Genomic DNA, 19,843 nt, shown 5'->3' with positions numbered 1-19,843 from the left:
GTGAGCGCATGAGCGAGGCTTGCCGAGCGAATCGACGGGCCCCGAGCAGCCCCGCGGCGGGGATCCCACCCGTAGACCGGGGTCGCGTCGTCGCCTGGGCGCTGTGGGACAGCGGCGCCACGGGCGTGAACGCGATCGTGGCGACATTCGGTTTCAACATCTACCTCATCTCTGAGGTCGGCAAAGGGCTGCCCGGCTCGACGACGCCGGAGAGCTGGCTGGGGCGCGCCGTACTGGTGGCCGGTATCGCGGTGGCGCTGTTGGCCCCGGTGACGGGGGTGATGGTCGACGCCGCGTACCGGCGGCGCCGTGCGCTCGCAGCGCTGACGGGTGCCGTGGTGGTGTTGACGGCGTCGATGACGTTCATCAAGCCCGACTACCACTACCTGTGGATCGGCCTGGCGCTGTTGGCCGCCACGGCGGCATGCATGGATCTGGCGACCGTCCCGTACAACGCGATGTTGCGTCAGATGTCGACTCCGATGACCTCGGGCCGCATCTCTGGATTCGGCTTGGCGGCAGGGTTTTTCGGCAGCGTCGTGCTGCTGCTCCTGGTCTTCGTGGGGTTCAAGTCCGGCAGTGGCGACACGCTCGGCCTGCTGGGCATCCCGAACTCGGACGGCAAACCGGACCGGTACGCGGTCCTGGTGGCGGCGGCGTGGTTCACCCTCTTCGCGCTGCCGTTGCTGCTCACGGTGAAGTCGCCGCCTCACGACGGCAGTCCGGCCGTGGGGCTCCTCGGTGCCTATCGCAGGTTGTGGACCGAGGTGGTCGGGGAGTGGCGGCGCGACCGTAACGTCATCTACTACCTGCTCTCCAGCGCCGTCTTCCGCGACGGCCTGACGGGCATCTCGATCTTCGGCCCGGTGGTGGGGGTCAGCGTCTACGGCCTGGCGCCGACGAGTGTGCCGCTGTTCGGGGCCGGCGCGTTCACCATCGCGGCGCTCGGTGCGGCGCTCGGCGGGTTGCTCGACGACCGGATCGGTTCCAAGCGTGTGATCGTGGGCTCGCTGACTGCGATGGTGGCGGTGGGCACCACCCTCATGTTCCTGTCGGGCCCGTTGGTCTTCTGGATCTGCGGTCTGACGCTGTGCCTGTTCGTCGGCCCCACCCAGTCGGCGTCGCGGAACCTGATGCTCCGCATCGCGGCGGACGGCAAGGAGGGTGTGGCCTTCGGGCTGTACACCACCACAGGGCGGGCAGCGCACGTGCTGTCGCCGTGGTTGTTCTCGATGTTCATCGACATCTTCGCGACGACCCGCGCGGGCCTCGGGGGTCTGTGCACCGTTCTGGCGATCGGACTGGTGGGGATGCTGCTGGTGAAGGTGCCGGCCCGGCGCTAGTTCCCGTGCCCGCGGGCGCGTTTGCCGGACTGCCGGCACACCGTGAGGCCGGCGCCTTCCCGCTGCTGGACCTGGGTGCCGTCGATGGAGATGGTGCAGGCGATGCCGCGTCCCGCATTGACGATGCTGACGCTGGCCGAGCGCGCCGCCGGCCGGCCCAGCTGAACTTCCTTGGTCCACGGCAGCGCCACGTTGAACTCCGTCTGCAGCACGCCGCCGGTGTCGACGTAGGTGATGCTCACGGCACGGCCGTTGCCGATCACCGAGTACAGGACCGCTTCGGTGTCACCGCTTTCCGGATCCGAGGGCGCCGCCGCGGCGGGGGGACTGACGGCTTCGCTGGGCTCGCTGCTTTCGGGCGTCGTGGTGGTCGTCACAGTCGTCGACGACGACATCGGATCCTGCGTCGGCGCCGGCAGCGGCGGCGGTGCGACAAGGGTTTGTTGCTCGGAACTGTTGACGATGACCATTGCGATCACCATGCAGAGCGCCAGGATCAGCACCGCTCCGGCCAGCGGGAACAGCCACTTGTGGCGGCCGACCTTCGGTGGTGCGGCGACACCGTAGGGATCGGTGAAGGCGTCGGTCTGATAGCCGGCAGTCGGCACGGCCGGGAGTTTCCTGGTGGCGTCCAGCCCGTCGTCGCGCGATCCGGTCATTGCCACCTCATGTTTGCAGGGTACCTGCGGCGCGCGGCGGACCGCCGGGACGTTGCGGCGGGCCGGGTCAGCGGTGCGGGGCCAGTGCCGCGACCGTCATGGCGCGCAGCACTGCGCGCGAGGATTCCTCCTGCTTGCGGGCCCCGCCCGCGCTGACACTGTGCGGCGTCGAGTTCAGGAGCCCGAACGCGGCGTGCGCCATGGTGCGGGCGTCGGCTTCGCTGCGCGACGGGTCGAGCCGACGCAGTACGTCGACCCAGATTTCGACGTACTGGCGCTGCGACCGACGCACCTGCCGCTTGGCGGCGTCGGGGAGGTTGTTCAGGTCGCGGTCCTGAATCCGGATCAGGTCCGATTCGCCCAGCGCGAAGTCGAGGTGGAACTCGATGAGCCCGTCGAGCGCCTCAGCAGGGTCGTCGGTGCCGGCGACGACGGCGCGTCCGCCGTCATGCAGCCGGGCGCTGATACTGACCAGCAACTCGACCAGAAGCGCTTCCTTGTTGGGGAAGTGGCGGTAGATCGCGGGCCCGCTGATACCGGCCGCGGACCCGATGTCCTCGAGGCGGACCGCCAGATAGCCACGCTCGGCGATGAGCCGCTCGGCGGCGGCGAGCAGTTGGCTGCGGCGGTCGGATTTGGCTCGGCTGCGCGGGGTTTCGGCGTCGGCAGGTGCGGGATGCGTGGCCGAGGTGGCGCCTACCCGTGATGCCGTCATCGACACCTCCCACCCGGTCTGGACAACTCAGTTAATGAAGACTAACATCGTGTTCGGTTATTCGCCATTAATTCAAGCGAAATGGAGCGACAATGGCGCCGAGCGTTTCCCGACGGGTATCGCATCGCGAGCAGCACTTGGCGCTGGTGGCTGATCTGAAGGACAAGCTGGCCAGCGCTGCGCTCGGGGGATCGGAACGCTCGCGCGAGCGTCATGTCGGTCGCGGCAAGCTCCTGCCGCGCGACCGGGTCAACGGACTCCTCGACCCCGGCAGCCCGTTCCTGGAGATCGCGCCACTGGCCGCCAATGGCATGTACGACGACGAATGCCCGGGCGCCGGGATGATCGCCGGCATCGGCAGGGTCTCGGGCCGCGAGTGCATGATCGTCGCCAATGACGCAACGGTGAAAGGCGGCACGTACTACCCGATCACGGTCAAGAAGCACCTGCGGGCGCAGGAGATCGCCAGCCAGAACCAGCTGCCGTGCGTGTACCTGGTGGACTCCGGCGGCGCGTTCCTGCCGCGCCAGGACGAGGTGTTCCCGGACCGCGAGCACTTCGGCCGCATCTTTTTCAACCAGGCCAACATGTCGGCGCGGGGCATTCCGCAGATCGCCGCGGTGCTCGGCTCCTGCACCGCCGGCGGCGCCTACGTTCCCGCCATGAGCGACGAGGCCGTCATCGTCCGCAACCAGGGCACCATCTTCCTGGGCGGTCCGCCACTGGTGAAAGCCGCTACCGGAGAGGTGGTTTCGGCCGAGGACCTCGGCGGTGGCGACCTGCACTCCAAGACTTCCGGTGTCACCGACCACCTGGCCCACGACGACCGCGACGCACTGCGCATCGTCCGCCGCATCGCCGCGACGTTCGGGCCGCGTGCGGAGACGCCGTGGGACGTCGCGCCGACAGTGGACGCGGTGTGCGACCAGACCGAGCTCTACGTCGTCGTGCCGATCGACTCCAAGGTGCCGTACGACGTGCACGAGGTGATCACTCGCATCGTCGATGGCGGCGAGTTCACCGAATTCAAGGCCGAATACGGCACCACGCTGGTGACGGGCTTCGCGCGCGTCCACGGCCACCCGGTGGGCATCGTCGCCAACAACGGTGTGCTGTTCGGTGAATCCGCCCAGAAGGGCGCACATTTCATCGAACTGTGCGACAAGCGGTCGGTGCCACTGCTGTTCCTGCAGAACATCTCCGGCTTCATGGTCGGCCGCGACTACGAGGCGGGCGGCATCGCCAAGCACGGCGCCAAGATGGTCACCGCCGTGGCCTGCGCCAGGGTGCCGAAGCTGACCGTCGTGATCGGCGGCTCCTACGGTGCCGGCAACTACTCGATGTGCGGACGGGCGTATTCCCCACGCTTCCTGTGGATGTGGCCGAATGCCCGCATCTCGGTGATGGGCGGCGAGCAGGCCGCCTCGGTGCTGGCCACCGTGCGTGGCGAGCTGACGCCCGAGGAGGAAGAGGCGATCAAGGCTCCGATCCGCCAGCAGTACGAGGATCAGGGCAACCCGTACTACTCGACGGCCCGGCTCTGGGACGACGGCGTCATCGACCCGGCAGACACCAGAACAGTGGTGGGACTGGCTCTTTCGGTTGTTGCACAGGCTCCGCTCGAGCCTGTGTCCTACGGCGTATTCAGGATGTGACGTGATGACCAGAACTTTCGACACCGTCTTGGTCGCCAATCGTGGCGAGATTGCAGTTCGCGTCATGCGCACCCTGCGTGCCATGGGTATTCGCTCGGTCGCGGTGTTCAGCGATGCCGACGCCGGTGCCAGGCATGTGCTCGAGGCCGACGTCGCGGTGAACATCGGCCCCGCTCCGGCCCGGCAGAGCTACCTGAGCATCGAGGCCATCGTGAGCGCGGCCCGGCGCACCGGTGCACAGGCCGTGCACCCCGGTTACGGATTCCTCTCGGAGAACGCTGAATTCGCGGCCGCACTGCATGACGCGGGCATTGTCTTCATCGGGCCGCCGGCCAAGGCCATCGGCACCATGGGCGACAAGATCACCGCGAAAGCAGCGGTGTCGGCCTTCGGAGTTCCCGTGGTTCCAGGTATCTCGCGTCCCGGCCTGACGGACGACGAGCTCATCGCCGGTGCCCCTGAGATCGGGTTCCCGGTGTTGGTGAAGCCGTCTGCCGGTGGCGGCGGTAAGGGCATGCGGGTGGTGCATTCCGCCAATGAACTTGCGGCTGCCCTCACCTCGGCCCGGCGCGAGGCCGCGTCGGCGTTCGGCGACGACACCCTGTTCCTGGAACGGTTCGTGTTGAACCCCAGGCACATCGAGGTCCAGGTTGTCGCGGACAGCCACGGCAACGTCGTGCATCTCGGTGAGCGCGAATGCAGCCTGCAACGCCGGCACCAGAAGGTCATCGAAGAAGCCCCGTCGCCCGTGCTGGACGAGGTGACCCGGGCCCGAATCGGTGCGGCCGCGTGCGACACCGCCCGCAGCGTCGACTACCGCGGCGCCGGCACCGTCGAGTTCATCGTCTCGGCCGACCGGCCCGACGAGTTCTTCTTCATGGAGATGAACACCCGTCTTCAGGTGGAACACCCTGTCACCGAACTGGTCACGGGGATCGACCTGGTGGAACTGCAGGTGCGGGTGGCGGCCGGTGAGGCACTACCGGTGGCACAGGACGACATCACGATGACGGGCCACGCCATCGAGGCCCGCGTCTACGCCGAAGACCCGGCGCACGACTTCCTGCCCACCGGCGGCACCGTACTGGCGCTGGCCGAGCCCGCTGCGGACGTGAGGAGCGATGGGGGATCTGTTGCCCGGGTGGATTCCGGCATCCGGGCCGGCTCGGTGATCGGTAGCGACTACGACCCGATGTTGTCGAAAGTCATTGCCTACGGTCCGAACCGAGAGTCGGCGCGGCGCGGACTCGACCGGGCGCTGGCCGGCACCGCCGTGCTGGGCGTCGTAACCAACATCGACTTCCTGCGGTTCCTGCTGGCCGACGAGGACGTCATCGCCGGACGCCTCGACACCGGTCTGCTGGACCGCCGCACCGGCGACTACGTCGCCACACAGGCCGGAGACGACGAATTCATCGCGGCTGCCGCGTACCGCTGGCTGCACAGCTGGTCGGATGCCGGCGAGCTGTGGGCCACGCCGTCGGGCTGGCGGGTCGGCGAGCACGCACCGACAACCATCCGGCTGCGGGCCGGCGAGCGGACCGACCACGTGCACCTCACCGGTACGCCCCGTGCCGCCACGGCGCGCATCGAAGATGGCGAATCACGCAGTGTGGCGGCGTCGTTGGACGGCGACCGGCTGGTGGTCACCATCGACGGTCTGCGCACCGAATACCTGACCGCCGCCCTGGACCACCGGCTGTGGCTGGCCGGTGGCGGCCGCACCACGGTCATCGAGGACGTGCGGGAAGCCCCCGTCCGCGCCGACGACGAACACAGCGGCGACGCCGAGATCGTCAGCCCGATGCCAGGTTCCGTTGTCGCCGTGGGTATCGAGGACGGTGCGAAGGTCGGTGCCGGTGACGTCGTGGTCACCGTCGAGGCCATGAAGATGGAACACACGTTGTCGTCACCGGTCGCCGGCACCGTGGAATTGCTTGTCGCCGTTGGCGATCAGGTCAAAGTGGGCCAGCCGCTGGCCCGGATTACCGCTGCGAGTAAGGAAGCTCCTCATGACTGATTTTCTGTCCACCGGCACCCTGCCGGACCACTACGCCGAACTTGCCAAGACCGTTCGGGAGTTCGCGCAGACCGTCGTCGCGCCCGTCGCCGCACAGCACGACAAGGACCACACCTTCCCGTACAAGGTGATCGACGGCATGGCCGACATGGGCCTGTTCGGCCTGCCCTTCCCAGAGGAGTACGGCGGCATGGGTGGCGACTACTTCGCCCTGTGCCTGGCCCTGGAAGAGCTGGGCAAGGTGGACCAGAGCGTGGCGATCACACTGGAGGCGGGTGTCGGACTGGGCGCCATGCCGGTGTACCGATTCGGCACCGAGGAGCAGAAGCAGGAGTGGCTGCCGCTGCTCGCCAGCGGAAAGGCGTTGGGCGCCTTCGGCTTGACCGAGGCCGGCGGCGGTAGCGATGCCGGCGCCACCAAGACCACCGCGAAATTGGACGGTGACAGCTGGGTTATCAATGGCTCCAAGCAGTTCATCACCAATTCAGGCACCGACATCACCAAGCTGGTGACGGTCACCGCTGTGACTGGTGAAGGGCCCGACGGGAAGAAGGAGATCTCGTCGATCCTGGTTCCGGTGCCGACCCCGGGCTTCACCGCCGAGCCCGCCTACGACAAGGTCGGCTGGAACGCCTCGGACACCCACCCGCTGAGCTTCGACGACGTGCGGGTACCGGCCGAGAACCTGCTCGGCGACCGCGGCCGTGGCTATGCCAACTTCCTGCGCATCCTCGACGAGGGCCGCATCGCCATCGCCGCACTGTCGGTCGGCGTGGCGCAGGGTTGCGTCGACGAGTGCGTGAAGTACTCGAAGGAGCGCGAAGCGTTCGGCCGCAAGATCGGTGGCTACCAGGCCATCGCCTTCAAGATCGCCCGGATGGAGGCCCGCGCTCACGTCGCCCGCACGGCGTACTACGACGCCGCGGCGCTGATGCTGGCGGGCAAGCCGTTCAAGAAGGCGGCCTGCATCGCGAAGATGATCGCCAGCGAGGCCGCCATGGACAACGCCCGCGACGCCACCCAGGTGTTCGGTGGCTACGGCTTCATGAACGAGTACCCGGTGGCGCGGCACTACCGCGATTCGAAGATCCTCGAAATCGGCGAGGGCACAACGGAAGTCCAGCTGATGCTGATCGCGCGGGAGGCCGGACTATGAGCACCGGAGAAACGGAACCCAAGAAAGTCATTGAGCAGCGCGGGCTCTGGTACGAGGAGTTTCAGCCGGACGTCATCTATCGGCACCGGCCCGGCCGCACCATCACCGAGGCCGACAACGTGCTGTTCACGACGCTGACCATGAACACCCAGGCGCTGCACCTGGACGCCGCCTTCTCCGACGCGTTGCCGCCGTTCCACGCGCGGCTGGTGAATTCGATGTTCACGCTGTCCACGCTGGTCGGTCTGTCGGTCGCGCAGCTGACGCAGGGCACGATCGTCGGGAACCTCGGTTTCTCCGACATCGCGTTCCCGAGGCCGCTTTTCCACGGCGACACGCTCTACGCGGAAACCGAGGTGCTCGAGAAACGCGAGTCCAAGAGCCGGCCGGGCGAGGGCATCGTCACGTTCGCTCACACCGGCCGCAACCAGCACGGCGACATCGTCGCCACGGCGACGCGCAAGACGATGGTCCGCAAGCGTCCGGCAGGCGAGAACTGATGGCTCGGCGCGCACGCGAGGAGCAAAAATGACTCTGTCTGCTACCGGTCCGGGCTGGCTGTTCTGCCCGGCGGACCGGCCTGAGCGGTTCGAAAAAGCTGCTGCCGCAGCCGATGTGGTGATCCTCGACCTGGAAGACGGCTGTGCGGCCAAGGATCGGCCGGCCGCTCGCCAGGCGTTGATCGACACTCCGCTGGACCCGGCGCGCACCGTGGTGCGGCTGAATCCGTCGGACACCGCGGATCATCCGCTGGACCTGGAGGCGCTGGCCCGCACCCCGTACACCACGGTGATGCTGGCCAAAACCGAATCAGCCGAACAGGTTCGGGCGCTGGCGCCGCTGGATGTGGTGGTGCTGGTGGAGACCCCGCTCGGGGCGCTCGCCGCCACCGAGACCGCGCGGGTCGAGAACACCTATGCCGTCATGTGGGGCGCCGAGGACCTGTTCGCGGTGCTGGGCGGCACCGCCAACCGGTGGCCCGACGGCACGTACCGCGACGTTGCCAAGCATGTCCGGTCACAATCGCTGTTGGCCGCCAAGGCTTTCGGCAAAGTCGCGCTGGACTCGGTCTACCTCGACATCAAGAACCTGGACGGCCTGCGGGCCGAGGTCGACGATGCGGTGGCCGTCGGATTCGACGCAAAAGTGGCCATCCACCCGACCCAGGTGGCGGTGATCCGGGACGGCTATGCACCGACCGAGAAGGACATCACGTGGGCGCGTGCGGTACTCGACGCCGCGACCCGCGAGCGCGGGGTCTTCCAGTATGACGGCCTGATGGTCGACATGCCGGTGCTCCGCCGGGCCCAGCGGATCGTCGCCCTCGCCCCTTGAGTTTCTGCCGAGACGGCATTCCAGCAGGAAAAGTCTGAGAACGGACCTGCTGGAATGCCGTTTCGGCGAGTCGGGGCGACACCGCCCCAATCCGTTACCTGCGATAACCGCGACCGGTGCGTCCTCAGGCGCATAATGGCGGTGATGCCCCAGCACTGCGGCGAGCAGAGCGGATCATCCGACTGATGCCACACCCCGGCATCGGCCGGCGGCCCCCACGACCCGGGGGTTGCTCTGGTCGCCACCGCGCTGAGCTTCTCGCGGACTGACGGCCGAACATGCCGTCACCGAAAGGAGGCGGTATGGCTGACGTGTCGGCCCACGACGTGGACAGCAACGTGGAGTTGGCGCCGGTTCAACTGGTTGCCCCCGATGGCGCACCGACCTCCGACGAGCGATATCGACGCGACCTGCCTCCTGAAACGCTGAGCTGGCTCTACGAAGAGATGGTCGTCACCCGCGACCTGGACGTCGAATTCGTCAATCTGCAACGTCAGGGTGAACTCGCGCTGTTCGCTTCGTGCCGTGGCCAGGAAGCCGCGCAGGTCGGTGTGGCGGCATGCCTGCGTAAAACCGACTGGCTGTTTCCCCAGTACCGGGAACTCGGCGCCCTACTGGTCCGCGGCATCTCGCCGGCCCAGATCAGTGCCTTATGGCGGGGGCGGTGGCACGGCGGCTTGGGCTTCACCGAAAAACACTGTGCGCCAATATCGATCGACATCGGATCGCACGGCCTGCACGCGGTCGGTGCGGCGATGGCCGCACAGCGGCTCGGTGAGGACTCGGTGACCGTGGCGTTCGTCGGCGACGGTGGGACGTCCGAGGGCGACATGCATGAGGCGCTCAACATGGCGGCCGTCGCCTCGGCGCCATGCGTGTTCTTCATACAGAACAATCAGTGGGCCATCTCGGTGCCGGTGCGTCATCAGCAGTCGGGTCCGTCGATCGCGCACCGTGCCATCGGCTACGGCATGCCGGGCATCCGCGTCGACGGTAATGACGTACTGGCCTGCTACGCCGTCATGGCCGAGGCCGCGCAGCGGGCCCGCGACGGTGACGGTCCGACGCTGATCGAGGCCGTCACCTACCGGATGGGGCCGCACACCACCTCCGACGACCCGACTCGGTATCGCGACCCGGAAGAACTGAAGCATTGGGAGGCCCGCGATCCCATCGCGCGCTATCGGGTGTACCTGGAACACGTCGGGGTGTGGACACCGCGACTGCAGGAGCACGTCGAGAACCGCTCGCGCCGGCTCCGCGCTGATCTGCGGGACACCGTGCTGACCGCGGCGGACTTCGACATCGCGGAGATGTTCGACACCGTCTACGCCGACATCACACCCGAACTGGCCCGGCAGCGCGACGCACTGTTGGCCGAACTGGATTGGGAGGGATGACATGACGCAGATCATCGAACGCCCGTCGTGGTCCGGTGACGCGGAGCCCGACGAGCCGAAGCCGCCGTCGACGACGTCCGCCACCGTTGCCACATTGTCAATGGTGCAGGCCATCAACCGGGCTCTGCACGACGCCATGGCCACCGATGACCGGGTGCTGGTGTTCGGAGAGGACGTGGCTCAGCTCGGCGGGGTCTTCCGCGTCACCGACGGCCTACACGAAACCTTCGGGGAAGCACGGTGTTTCGATACGCCGCTGGCCGAGTCGGCGATCGTGGGCGTCGCCATCGGCATGGCGATCCGCGGCCTGGTGCCGGTACCGGAAATCCAGTTCGACGGATTCGCCGCACCGGCGTTCGACCAGATCGTCAGCCATCTCGCCAAATACCGGATGCGTACCCGTGGTGATGTCGACATGCCGGTGACCATCCGGATCCCCTCGTTCGGCGGAATCGGCGCGGTGGAGCATCATTCGGAATCCACCGAGTCCTATTGGCTGCACACCGCGGGGCTGAAGGTGGTGATTCCGTCGACGCCGTCGGACGCGTATTGGCTTTTGCGCGAAGCCATCTCGTCCCGCGATCCGGTGATCTTCCTGGAACCCAAACGCCGATACTGGACCAAGGGAGAGCTGGACACCAGCGTTCCCGCACCGCCGATCGGGCAGGCCGCCGTGCGGCGCACCGGGCGCGACGTCACGGTCATCACCTATGGCTCGCTCGTCGACACCGCCATGGCAGCAGCAGACTTGGCCGACGGCCATGAATTGGAAGTCGTCGACCTGCGGTCGCTGAACCCGCTGGACTTCGACACCATCGCGGCCTCGATCCGCAAGACCGGGCGCGCGGTGGTCATGCATGAGGGGCCGCGCACCCTCGGCTTCGGCGCCGAACTGGCGGCCCGGATCTCCGAGGAGCTCTTCTACGACCTGGAGGCACCCGTGTTGCGCGCCACTGGTTTTGACACTCCCTACCCGCCGGCCCGGCTGGAGAAGCTGTGGCTGCCCGGCGTGGACCGGTTGCTGGACTGCGTGCACAAGGCGATGAGCCAGCCATGACCTCGACCCATGACTTCCTGGTGCCCGATCTCGGCGAAGGCTTGGAGGACGCGACCATCACCTCCTGGGCGGTGGCGGTGGGGGACGCCGTCGAACTCAACCAGGTCTTGTGCACCGTCGAGACCAACAAGGCGGCGGTCGAGATACCCAGCCCGTACCCCGGTGTGGTGACCGAACTCGGCGGGGCGGAAGGGCAGACGCTCGCCGTCGGGGCCGTGCTGGTACGTATCGCCTCCGATGCGGCGGACGTGGCTGAATCCCGGTCTGAGCCGAAATCCGAAGGGCCGGAACGCAAACCCGTGCTCGTGGGATACGGGGCGGACGCGGATCTCGATACCACCCGGCGCCGCCCCCGCGCCAAACCTCGGGTGCGCAAGCTCGCGGCCGAACTGCACGTCGACTTGACCGGGGTGCCGCCGTCAGGCCCCGACGGCATCGTCACCCGTGCGGACGTGCTGGCCTCGGCGCACCCGACTGCTGACGCCGATCTGGTTCCCGTCAGTGGCGTGCAGGCCGAGATGGCACGCCGGATGTCGATGTCGCGTAAGGAGATTCCGGACGCACACGCCGCGGTTCAGGTGGACTGCGCCGAATTGCTCCGGGTCCGCGACACCCTCGCCGGCGCGGACGGGACCGTCACACCGTTCGTGCTGACGCTGCGGCTGCTCACCATCGCGCTGCGCCACCACCGCGAGTTCAACGCCACCTGGGTTACGGCCGGACACGGCGCCCGGGACGCACAAGTGCATCTTCACGACTCGGTGCACCTGGGCATCGGCGTCGCCACATCGCGTGGACTGCTGGTGCCGGTGGTCCGGGACGCCGAGCGGCTCTCCACCCGCGAACTGGCCTGGGCAGTGGACGGGCTGATCCGTTCTGCCCGGGAAGGTTCGCTGAAACCCGCCCAGCTGCAGGGCTCGACGTTCACCGTGTCGAATTTCGGCGCTCTCGGTCTCGACGACGGGGTGCCCGTCATCAACTATCCGGAGGCGGCGATCCTCGGGATGGGGACGCTCAAACCCCGTGCCGTCGTGCGCGACGGTGCGGTGGTGGCGCGGCCGACCATGACGCTCACCTGTGCCTTCGACCACCGGATCGCCGACGGAGCCGGCGCAGCCGCGTTCCTCGGCGAATTGCGGGCGCTCATCGAGGCACCGGAGCTGGCGCTGCTCGACGCGTAGTAGTCAGCGCTGCTTGGTCGCGGCCAACCTTGCGGCGAACTCCGGTGATTCGATCGACGCCGCCTGCGGGACGATCTCGATGTCCACGGCCCGCGCGTGCTGCTCGTTATCCAGGACGCCGGGATGGTCCGTCGCGCGCATCGACGCCTTGGTGGCCAGCACCACCTCGCGGGGTGCCGAAGCCGGCCCGGCAGCCAACGCCAATGCCGCGGCGACGGGGTCGTCGGCGACCTCCAGCGCCAGGCCGTGCCGCACCGAGGCGTCGGCGTCGAACTTCATGCCGAACAACAGCGCGGCCCGCGCCGCCTGGGGACCGATGGCCCGCTGCAGCATCCACGTCGCGCCGCCGCCCGGGTGAATCCCGAGCTTCTGGAACCGAGGGTCGAAGACCGCCGCCGGCCCGGCGATCCGGACGTCGGCGGCGAGTGCGAGATTGAGCCCGGCCCCGACGGCCGGGCCGTTCACCGCGGCGATGGTCGGCAGGGTGCAGTCGGCCACCGCGAGGAAGCCGTCGTAGATCACCCGCAGGCCGTTCACCGTGGCCTCGCCCAGAGCGGTCAGATCGGCGCCGGCACAGAATGCCTTGCCGGCGCCTGTCACGACGACGGCGTGCACGCCATGGTCGGCCTCAGCGGCGTTGATGGCGGCCCGCAGGCCGGCGGACATCTCCGCGGTCACCGCATTGCGGCGGTCGGGATCGTTGACCGTGATGAGTGCGACGCGGTCGATGACCTGCGTCAGTACGAGATCGGACACCACCACAGCCTATGGCCTGTGTTTTGACTCGCGTGAGTCAAAACCTTTACCGGACGTCGTATCTGCGAAAGAACTGTGTGGTTCCTTTGCTGTTGGTGTTGAGAGGCGTCTGAGTTCATGTTGAAGCGTTTTGTCGTGGTTGCTGGTGTGGGCATGTTGCTCCCGTTGGGGGCCGCGACCACTGCGGTCGCCGACCCCGAACTCGTCGGTGACGCGGGCCCGCCGCCGGACACCGGCGTGGTGGCCTCGGAAGAACCCGCGACGGTGACGACCCCCGACGGCTGGACCCTCACCGTGGTGGCGAAGAACGAGACCGAACTCCCCGTCGCACCTCTCACGACCGCGGTGAGCTCGCGCGAGTACCTGGTGGGCGGCACGTTCACCGGCACGGTGACGGGCAAGGGCAAGACCACGCTCAATGGCGGCACGCTGGAGGCCGGCTACCAGATCGGCTGCGGCATCGAGCTGGGCCAGGTGCGTCTGGTCGGTTCCATCGGGATCAGTACCTCCGGGTCGACCCTGGCCGGCCTGCTGCCCACCGGCGTGAGCGTCCCGATGTCCGGCACCGTGGAAATCCACCCGAAGCCCGGCACGGTGACGCAGGTCCCGGTGGACAAGAAGGCGTTCAAGGCCGCGCCGGTGCGCGTCACCCTCAAGGACACGCACGTCAAGGTCGACGGCTGCGTCGGCCAGTCGTTCCTTCGGTCGTACGCGGTGCTCACCAGCTCCACCTCCGACACCGACGACATCGTCGCCTACTACGGCGTGACGAAGGCCGTCTGAGCCGTGCGGCCACCGTCACCGCGCTCATGATCGCGACCCTCCTGGTCGGAATCGTGCTCGGGCTGATGCCTCGAATGGTCAATTGGTGAGATCCCGATGACCGCCACAGCACACCCTGGCAGGGTGGCTGCCGACCGCAGCCGAGGGACAGACCCCATCGGCGGCCGCACGAAAGGAGCGAACCGACGTGAGCGCACGGTTCTATAGCGCTGAGCAGCCGTGGTTCCCACCCGAAGAACCGGTCGAGTTCCCGGCGCGAGTCACCCCGAAATGGGTTGGCAACGTGGCCAAATCGCGCAGCGTTGGCCTTGCCGTGCGATCGCACTTTGGTACCCAGATGCGTCGACGGCAGGTGGCGCGGCCTAACGACTAGCCGCCGGGCGCCAACTGCTCCGTGCTCGAAGACCACGGACGCGCGCCAACGAGACGCGCTTGGAGTCTGCAGTGCGGTCGTTATGGTCTGCGTGGTTTCACGCGGGCCAGCACGGGACCGTCAGGTGCGACCGTGAAGGCGACGGTCGTGGGGAAATCATCTGCGGCGGAATTGATTTCGAAACGTCGAACGACGTCAGCAACAGCCAGCGTGGCCTGTTGCATTGCGAAGTGCTGGCCCATGCACGAGCGTGGACCGGCTCCGAACGGCAAATACTGCCAGCGGTCTCTGGTCGCGGACTGCTCAGGTGAGAATCGATCCGGGTCGAATTTAAGGGGCGCATCCCACAGAGTGGGGTCGCGTTGCACCGAACGGCGGCCAATCGCGAGGGTGGCGCCGGCGCCGACCCGATACCCGGCAATGGCAACGTCCCGTTTCGCAATTCGTGTCCCTGTCGCCGCCGGCGGGCAAATCCTCAAGGTCTCACGGATGACCTGGGCGGTGTAGGTCAGCTCGCCGAGATCGGCGGGAGACAATGGCCGATCGCCTAACGCCGCGGCCTCAGCTGCCACGCGATCCTGGAAATGCCGGTGATGGCCGAGAGCCCACAGCGCATACGTCAATGTTGTTGCAGTGGTGCCGTATCCGGCGAACAACATGCTGACGAGCTCGGCGACGATGGCATCATCGGACAACCTCTGTCCCGTCTCGGGATCCGTTGCGGCGATCAGCATCTGGACCAGCGGCGCGTCTTTGTCTGGGTCTTCGCGACAGGAAAGCAGGATGTTGTAGGCCAGTTGGCCGAGTATGTCAGCCGCGGCCCGGGCTTGTCGCCGCCCTGGCGTCGGAAGCCAACTCGGAGCCCTCAAGGGCGACACGCTGCGGTTGAGAACGTATTCGGACGTGATTCGCAGGAATTCTGCGATGGAATCGGCCTGGGCGCCCAAGTCCGTGCCGAACACCGTCCATCCCAAGGTGCGCAACGACAGCATCTGGCTTTGCTCGGCCAAATCAACTGGTGTGTCGACATTCCAGGTGGCGCACATGGCATCAACCGCTTCGGCCATGTGTCCACCGATTTGGGTGACCTTCTGGTGGGTGAACAGCGGCTGCAGCGCCCGGCGCCGCGGCAGCCATTCAGTGTGAGGCGAAACGAAAACGTTGGCGCCGATGAGGTTTCGGAGCTCGGTGTTGACGGTGCTGCCTTTGTCGATCGAGCCGTCCCGAGGACTACACATGTCGCGAATACCTTCGGGTGACGTCGCCAGCACGATGGGCGGTATCAGCCACCTGGGCCCTAAGGAAATCAGTGTGACCGGGCCTCCTGCGTCGCGCAGGATGTCGGTTCCTGTGTGGTGGGATCGCACGGCCCGAAGCCGCTGCAGATAGGGCAGCGGGTTCTTGGGCGCCGGGGGCAAGGCCGCGATGACTTCGTCGTCACGTTCAACGTCGTGATGTTCAACCACGTCCACAGCAGTAGCGTAATGGGGTCTGGCTGAAGCCGTCAGGATCGCAGGGCTCCGGCAGCTGAGCGCGCGGGTGGTGGCGCCGGGTCCGATGTACGACTAGGCGCCAGGATGAAGTGAGATGGGGCACGAGTGTAGGGGACTGCGATCGCCATCGGTCAGTCGTGCGGAATGAGCGCACCGTGCTGTAACAGGTTTGTGACCGAGTCATTCCACCGCTTCAGTTGGTCTTGGTCGTAGAAGCGCCCCGGCAAGAATCGTTCGATGTGCTGGCGCAACATAATCGCTCCGACGCGAAGAGCGATCGGGTTGAGGTAGGACCAGAGAAAGTCGACATCGTCGCGCATCAACCCCAGTTCCTGGAACTTCAACCCTTGCTTTTCGCTGATCTTGACCAACCCGTCGAAGATCACTCGGCCGACGCCCGTGTCGGGGTTGCCTTCGACCAGGGCCCGCTTGAGGTAGTCCATGGCCGTGGGGTGGTGGAGCAAGAGGTGGACGATGTCTCGGCCGGCGGTGATGCTCGAGTAATCGGGCCCGTACTCGGAAGGTTCGAGGGCGTCGGCGATGATCTGGAGGACGTGGGCGTCGACCGCCGCGACGAGGTCGGCCTTGGCCTTGAAGTGATACTGAACTGCCCCGGGTGATACCCCCGCGAAGTCCGCGACCGTGCGAAGCGAAGTGACCTCGATGCCACGCTGTGCGAAGATCTCCAAGGCCGCCTGGACGATCTTCTCCTCGGTTGAGGGCTCGCGCTGTGGCCGGACTACACCGAATACGCTGCGATCCTCCATGGGCCCCGACAATAGCGCTAAAATGTGGAAAGATACAGGTGCATTGGAGTTCGATTGAACAAAACTCGCCGATTTGCCCTGCAAAATGGCAGCGCTAATGGCGGCGCTCAATTATGAGCTTGGTTAACTACTCCGATAGTACCGACAACATAGCGCCGGCGTACCTAGCAATCCCGCAAGGTCAGGGGTCATGGCCTGCGGTGGTGGTTGTTCAGGATGTCCTCGGGATGACTCCTGATCTGCGCCGGACTGCTGATCGTTTAGCTGAGAACGGCTACATGGCTTTGGTGCCTGCGCTCTACGGCCGTGGCCCGAAGATTCGCTGCATGATGGCGACGCTGCGGGCTGCCAGCGCCGGAATTGGCGACGGCTACGCCCCCTTGATGGCGGCCCGCGACTTTCTCCTGACCGACGAGCGTTGCAGCGGCAAGGTCGGGCTGCTGGGGTTCTGCATGGGTGGCCAGCTCGCTCTGCAGCTGTCCGTGGGTGGGCTGTTCGATGCCTGCGCATCGAACTACGGCGTCCTGCCCAAGGATCTGCACGCCCTGAAGGAGGCGTGCCCGGTGGTGGCCAGTTATGGTTCGCGTGACCTCATTGCCCGTCGCGGCAGCGCAGCCCGTCTTGACACCGCGTTATCCCAGGGCGATGTGCCGCGAGACATCCATGAATACCCCGATGTCGGCCACGGTTTCATCAATGACTGGCGGTTTTCTGGCCCCCTTCGGTTCATCGAACGTGCGGTAGGGGCTAGCTATGCTCCGGAGGAAGCCGAGGATGCCTGGCGGCGAATGCTCGAATTCTTCGGCAGTCATTTGCACTAGGACTCGCCGGGCGCATCTATCCGCACCCAGATACGCGGCCGCCTGCGGTCCGGCGCCCTATGTTCCTCGGCTGGGGCGCGTCAACATCCCTTTTGATGCCAGGCCGATGTGCGACACATACTTCGCGGTCAGGTGCACAGTCATGTCCTCGACATGCAGAGGCCCGCAGACGAACGGACCTTGGGCTCGCCGGCAGCCCAACGCCAACAATGCCCTCGCATCGATGGGGTGCTGCAAACCGTCTGCGACCAGATCAAGCCCAAGCTGATCGCACAGCACGGCCATTGCGCGAACGATCGCGATATTGCCGAGGTCCTCAGTGAGGAGTTGGACAAACGAACTGTCAATCTTGATGGTGTCGATCGGCAGTGACTTCAAACCCGCAAGTGGACCGTATCCAGTTCCGAACCCGTCCAAGGCCAGCCTCACGCCGGCGGCTCTAAGTTCCCGCAGCGCTTCCTGGACTTCCGCCTCGTAGAGCATGGCGCTTTCCGAAAACTCCAGTGACAGTGAGTCGCCGGACAGTTCCAGAGCGTCGAGCGTTCCCAGTAGATGGTCGACAAAGCTCTGTACGAGCACCAGCGCTGGTGGCACTTTGACGCGCATCACGATGTCGCGGACAAGGCCGTCCTGGCGCCACTGGCCTAGCTGACGGCAGGCCAACAAGAGTGCTCGACGCCCAAACGCCGCGGCCTGATTGGTCTCCTCGGCGACGTGCATGAACTGTTCCGGACAGAGCAAGCCGCGGGAGGGGTGATCCCACCGGAGGAGCGATTCAATGGCGACGATCGCCCCGGTATGAAGGTCCACTTCTGGCTGGTACTGCAGGTAAACACCGTCGCCTTCGGATGCGCCGTGCAGATGCAGATCAATGTCGGTTCGCATCGCAAAGGTGTCTTCGAGCTCATCCCGGAACACCGCGACGCCGTTGCCGCCGAGGTCCACCACTCCTGCTAGCGCATGACCGGCGCGGCGCATGAGGTCGGTCACTGAATGCTTGCCGGGCTGGCCGACCGCCACCCCAATGCTGATGGCGCAGGCGACTTGCTCTTGCCCCACCGAATACCGCACATTCAGGGCGCTGCGTAAACGTCGGGCGAACGCCTCCGCTTCGTCACGCGTGGCGGGCTCCTCAAGGACAACGACCATTTCGTCGTCACTTGGCCTGGCGACAAGAGCGTTGTCGCCGACATAGTCCTGCAGTTGTCGGGCCATCTGGATGAGCAGCTGGTCGCCGGCTGATCGGCCGAGGTAGGCGCTGACAGCGTTCAATCGGTCGAGGCTGATATGGAGGACACCTACCGGCGCCGAAGACCCAGGAGCGAGTCGCAGCTCAAGGTGGTCAAGCAACTTGCGCCGGTTCCACAGTCCTGTCAAATCATCCTGGAGGCCAAGTCTTTTGATCTCGGCCAGGGTGTCAGCACGGGTCTTGACCTGCGCGAAGACGTAGGCAATGGTTTGCAGCGCGTGCAGTTCTTCAGCCGGCCAGTATCGTTCGCGGTACGTGATCAACTCGAGAGTGCCGGTCACGGTGCCGTCTGCGGTCTTCAAGGGGACTATCGCAACAGATACTCGTGAAGCGCTGGCACCGTACGCAACTCGCGCTTTTGACTCGGCGTCCTCAGAGTCAAGGTCGACGACCAGCGGTTCGGCGAGATGTTCAGCAGCAGCGAGCAAGGGGTCCGCCCGACTGAAGTAGACAACCCGATGTTGATCGGCGGCCTCGCTGCGAGGCGGCCACTGGGCGACAAGGATCGTCGCCCGCTGGTCGTGGTCATTGTGTCGAAGGGTCGCAAGGTCCACCGACAGGAAATTGGCCACATCGGCAAGTATTTGTTCAGTGATCGCAGCGGTATCGTCCGCCAACGCGTGGGCCAGCCGTCGCGCTGACGTCGCGACGAGGCTGTTGAGGTCGCCGATCACGCACTTAGGTTAACGAATACGAAACTGGCACGGGGCTTACGAACTCGGCGCCGCGCGTCTAATCCCTACGGTCAGGTGTGGCGGCCGAGCGCTCGTGGTCGGTCTCGTTGGTGTACCCGTGTCCCAGCAGGAAGCGGACCGAGGCGTTCTGGCGGGCTAGCTGCTCTTCGCCGTAGAACGGCCCAGGCAGGTGCCGCTCGACGTGCTCACGCAGGATGATGACGCCCAGGCGCAGGATTATGGCGTTTTCGGGTCGATACTCTCCGCGACGATCTCGAGGACGCGATTGTTGACCGCGCGAGTTAGTTCACGTTTGGTCGAGAAGTGGTGCTGTACCGCACCCACGGACATCCCTGCGGCGCGGGCAAATTCGCGGAGCGGCGTGTCGGCGATGCCCTGCCGTGGG

18 protein-coding genes are annotated in these 19,843 nt (G+C 66.2%); 11 read left to right on the top strand and 7 right to left on the bottom strand.

Translation table 11 applies throughout. The annotated features are described in order from the left end of the window. Positions 1-8: 8 nt before the first annotated feature. Positions 9-1,343, top strand: coding sequence for an MFS transporter (locus AC3WTE_RS22775; RefSeq protein WP_492441131.1), 1,335 nt, complete (start codon positions 9-11; stop codon positions 1,341-1,343). Here AC3WTE_RS22775 and AC3WTE_RS22770 read toward each other — a convergent pair. After that, the gene (locus AC3WTE_RS22770) at positions 1,340-2,002 is read right to left on the bottom strand and encodes an MmpS family transport accessory protein (RefSeq protein WP_492441130.1); all 663 of its coding nucleotides are present in this window, start codon (positions 2,000-2,002) and stop codon (positions 1,340-1,342) included. The genes AC3WTE_RS22775 and AC3WTE_RS22770 overlap by 4 nt on opposite strands. A 67-nt stretch (positions 2,003-2,069) precedes the next feature. Next, entirely contained in the window at positions 2,070-2,717 is a 648-nt protein-coding gene (locus AC3WTE_RS22765; RefSeq protein ID WP_492441129.1) for an SACE_7040 family transcriptional regulator, read from the bottom strand. 92 nt (positions 2,718-2,809) lie between these two features. Here AC3WTE_RS22765 and AC3WTE_RS22760 point away from each other — a divergent pair, with 92 nt between their 5' ends. The 8 genes from AC3WTE_RS22760 (at position 2,810) to AC3WTE_RS22725 (ending at position 12,521) form a co-directional block, all read left to right on the top strand. Beyond that, positions 2,810-4,372 carry a carboxyl transferase domain-containing protein gene (locus tag AC3WTE_RS22760; RefSeq protein WP_492441128.1) on the top strand — a complete coding sequence of 521 codons (1,563 nt, stop codon included), beginning with the start codon at positions 2,810-2,812 and terminating at the stop codon, positions 4,370-4,372. Between the two features lie 4 nt (positions 4,373-4,376). Further along, the gene (locus tag AC3WTE_RS22755) at positions 4,377-6,392 is read left to right on the top strand and encodes an acetyl/propionyl/methylcrotonyl-CoA carboxylase subunit alpha (protein ID WP_492441126.1); all 2,016 of its coding nucleotides are present in this window, start codon (positions 4,377-4,379) and stop codon (positions 6,390-6,392) included. Then, positions 6,385-7,548, top strand: coding sequence for an acyl-CoA dehydrogenase family protein (locus AC3WTE_RS22750; RefSeq protein ID WP_459369008.1), 1,164 nt, complete (start codon positions 6,385-6,387; stop codon positions 7,546-7,548). Before AC3WTE_RS22755 ends, AC3WTE_RS22750 begins: the two co-directional genes overlap by 8 nt. Then, entirely contained in the window at positions 7,545-8,048 is a 504-nt protein-coding gene (locus AC3WTE_RS22745) for a MaoC family dehydratase (protein WP_492441124.1), read from the top strand. Before AC3WTE_RS22750 ends, AC3WTE_RS22745 begins: the two co-directional genes overlap by 4 nt. A gap of 28 nt (positions 8,049-8,076) precedes the next feature. Next, positions 8,077-8,883, top strand: a complete 807-nt coding sequence (locus tag AC3WTE_RS22740) for an HpcH/HpaI aldolase/citrate lyase family protein (RefSeq protein ID WP_492441122.1) — start codon at positions 8,077-8,079, stop codon at positions 8,881-8,883. Positions 8,884-9,185: 302 nt separating this feature from the next. After that, positions 9,186-10,283, top strand: a complete 1,098-nt coding sequence (gene pdhA, locus AC3WTE_RS22735; protein ID WP_492441120.1) for a pyruvate dehydrogenase (acetyl-transferring) E1 component subunit alpha — start codon at positions 9,186-9,188, stop codon at positions 10,281-10,283. A gap of 1 nt (position 10,284) precedes the next feature. Next, the gene (locus AC3WTE_RS22730) at positions 10,285-11,340 is read left to right on the top strand and encodes an alpha-ketoacid dehydrogenase subunit beta (RefSeq protein ID WP_492441118.1); all 1,056 of its coding nucleotides are present in this window, start codon (positions 10,285-10,287) and stop codon (positions 11,338-11,340) included. Further along, positions 11,337-12,521: a dihydrolipoamide acetyltransferase family protein gene (locus tag AC3WTE_RS22725; protein ID WP_492441116.1), complete on the top strand. Its 1,185-nt coding sequence runs from the start codon at positions 11,337-11,339 to the stop codon at positions 12,519-12,521. The genes AC3WTE_RS22730 and AC3WTE_RS22725 overlap by 4 nt, the downstream gene beginning before the upstream one ends. A 3-nt stretch (positions 12,522-12,524) precedes the next feature. On the opposite strand, the gene AC3WTE_RS22720 is transcribed toward AC3WTE_RS22725, so the two are convergent. Next, on the bottom strand, positions 12,525-13,277 hold the full coding sequence (locus AC3WTE_RS22720) for an enoyl-CoA hydratase (protein WP_492441114.1): 753 nt from the start codon (positions 13,275-13,277) through the stop codon (positions 12,525-12,527). 153 nt (positions 13,278-13,430) lie between these two features. On the opposite strand from AC3WTE_RS22720, the gene AC3WTE_RS22715 reads away from it, so the two are divergent. Further along, entirely contained in the window at positions 13,431-14,060 is a 630-nt protein-coding gene (locus tag AC3WTE_RS22715) for an MspA family porin (RefSeq protein WP_492441178.1), read from the top strand. A 453-nt stretch (positions 14,061-14,513) separates the two neighbouring features. Here AC3WTE_RS22715 and AC3WTE_RS22710 read toward each other — a convergent pair whose 3' ends face one another. Both AC3WTE_RS22710 and AC3WTE_RS22705 read right to left on the bottom strand, forming a co-directional pair. Next, positions 14,514-15,905, bottom strand: a complete 1,392-nt coding sequence (locus AC3WTE_RS22710) for a cytochrome P450 (protein ID WP_492441113.1) — start codon at positions 15,903-15,905, stop codon at positions 14,514-14,516. Positions 15,906-16,057: 152 nt separating this feature from the next. Next, on the bottom strand, positions 16,058-16,804 hold the full coding sequence (locus AC3WTE_RS22705) for a TetR/AcrR family transcriptional regulator (RefSeq protein ID WP_492441111.1): 747 nt from the start codon (positions 16,802-16,804) through the stop codon (positions 16,058-16,060). Between the two features lie 2 nt (positions 16,805-16,806). Between AC3WTE_RS22705 and AC3WTE_RS22700 the strand changes: the two genes are divergently transcribed. Further along, the gene (locus tag AC3WTE_RS22700) at positions 16,807-17,514 is read left to right on the top strand and encodes a dienelactone hydrolase family protein (RefSeq protein WP_492441109.1); all 708 of its coding nucleotides are present in this window, start codon (positions 16,807-16,809) and stop codon (positions 17,512-17,514) included. A gap of 57 nt (positions 17,515-17,571) precedes the next feature. Here AC3WTE_RS22700 and AC3WTE_RS22695 read toward each other — a convergent pair whose 3' ends face one another. Further along, a complete protein-coding gene (locus tag AC3WTE_RS22695; RefSeq protein ID WP_492441107.1) occupies positions 17,572-19,437 on the bottom strand; it encodes a putative bifunctional diguanylate cyclase/phosphodiesterase in 1,866 nt (621 codons plus the stop codon). Between the two features lie 237 nt (positions 19,438-19,674). Next, a complete protein-coding gene (locus AC3WTE_RS22690; protein ID WP_492441177.1) occupies positions 19,675-19,830 on the bottom strand; it encodes a TetR/AcrR family transcriptional regulator in 156 nt (51 codons plus the stop codon). Between the last annotated feature and the right edge of the window lie 13 nt (positions 19,831-19,843).

It is taken from the genome of Mycobacterium sp. FW102-FHT13B02, assembly GCF_058790275.1.
Note: the sequence above shows the minus strand (reverse complement) of the source record. Positions and strands in the feature narration are given on the sequence as shown.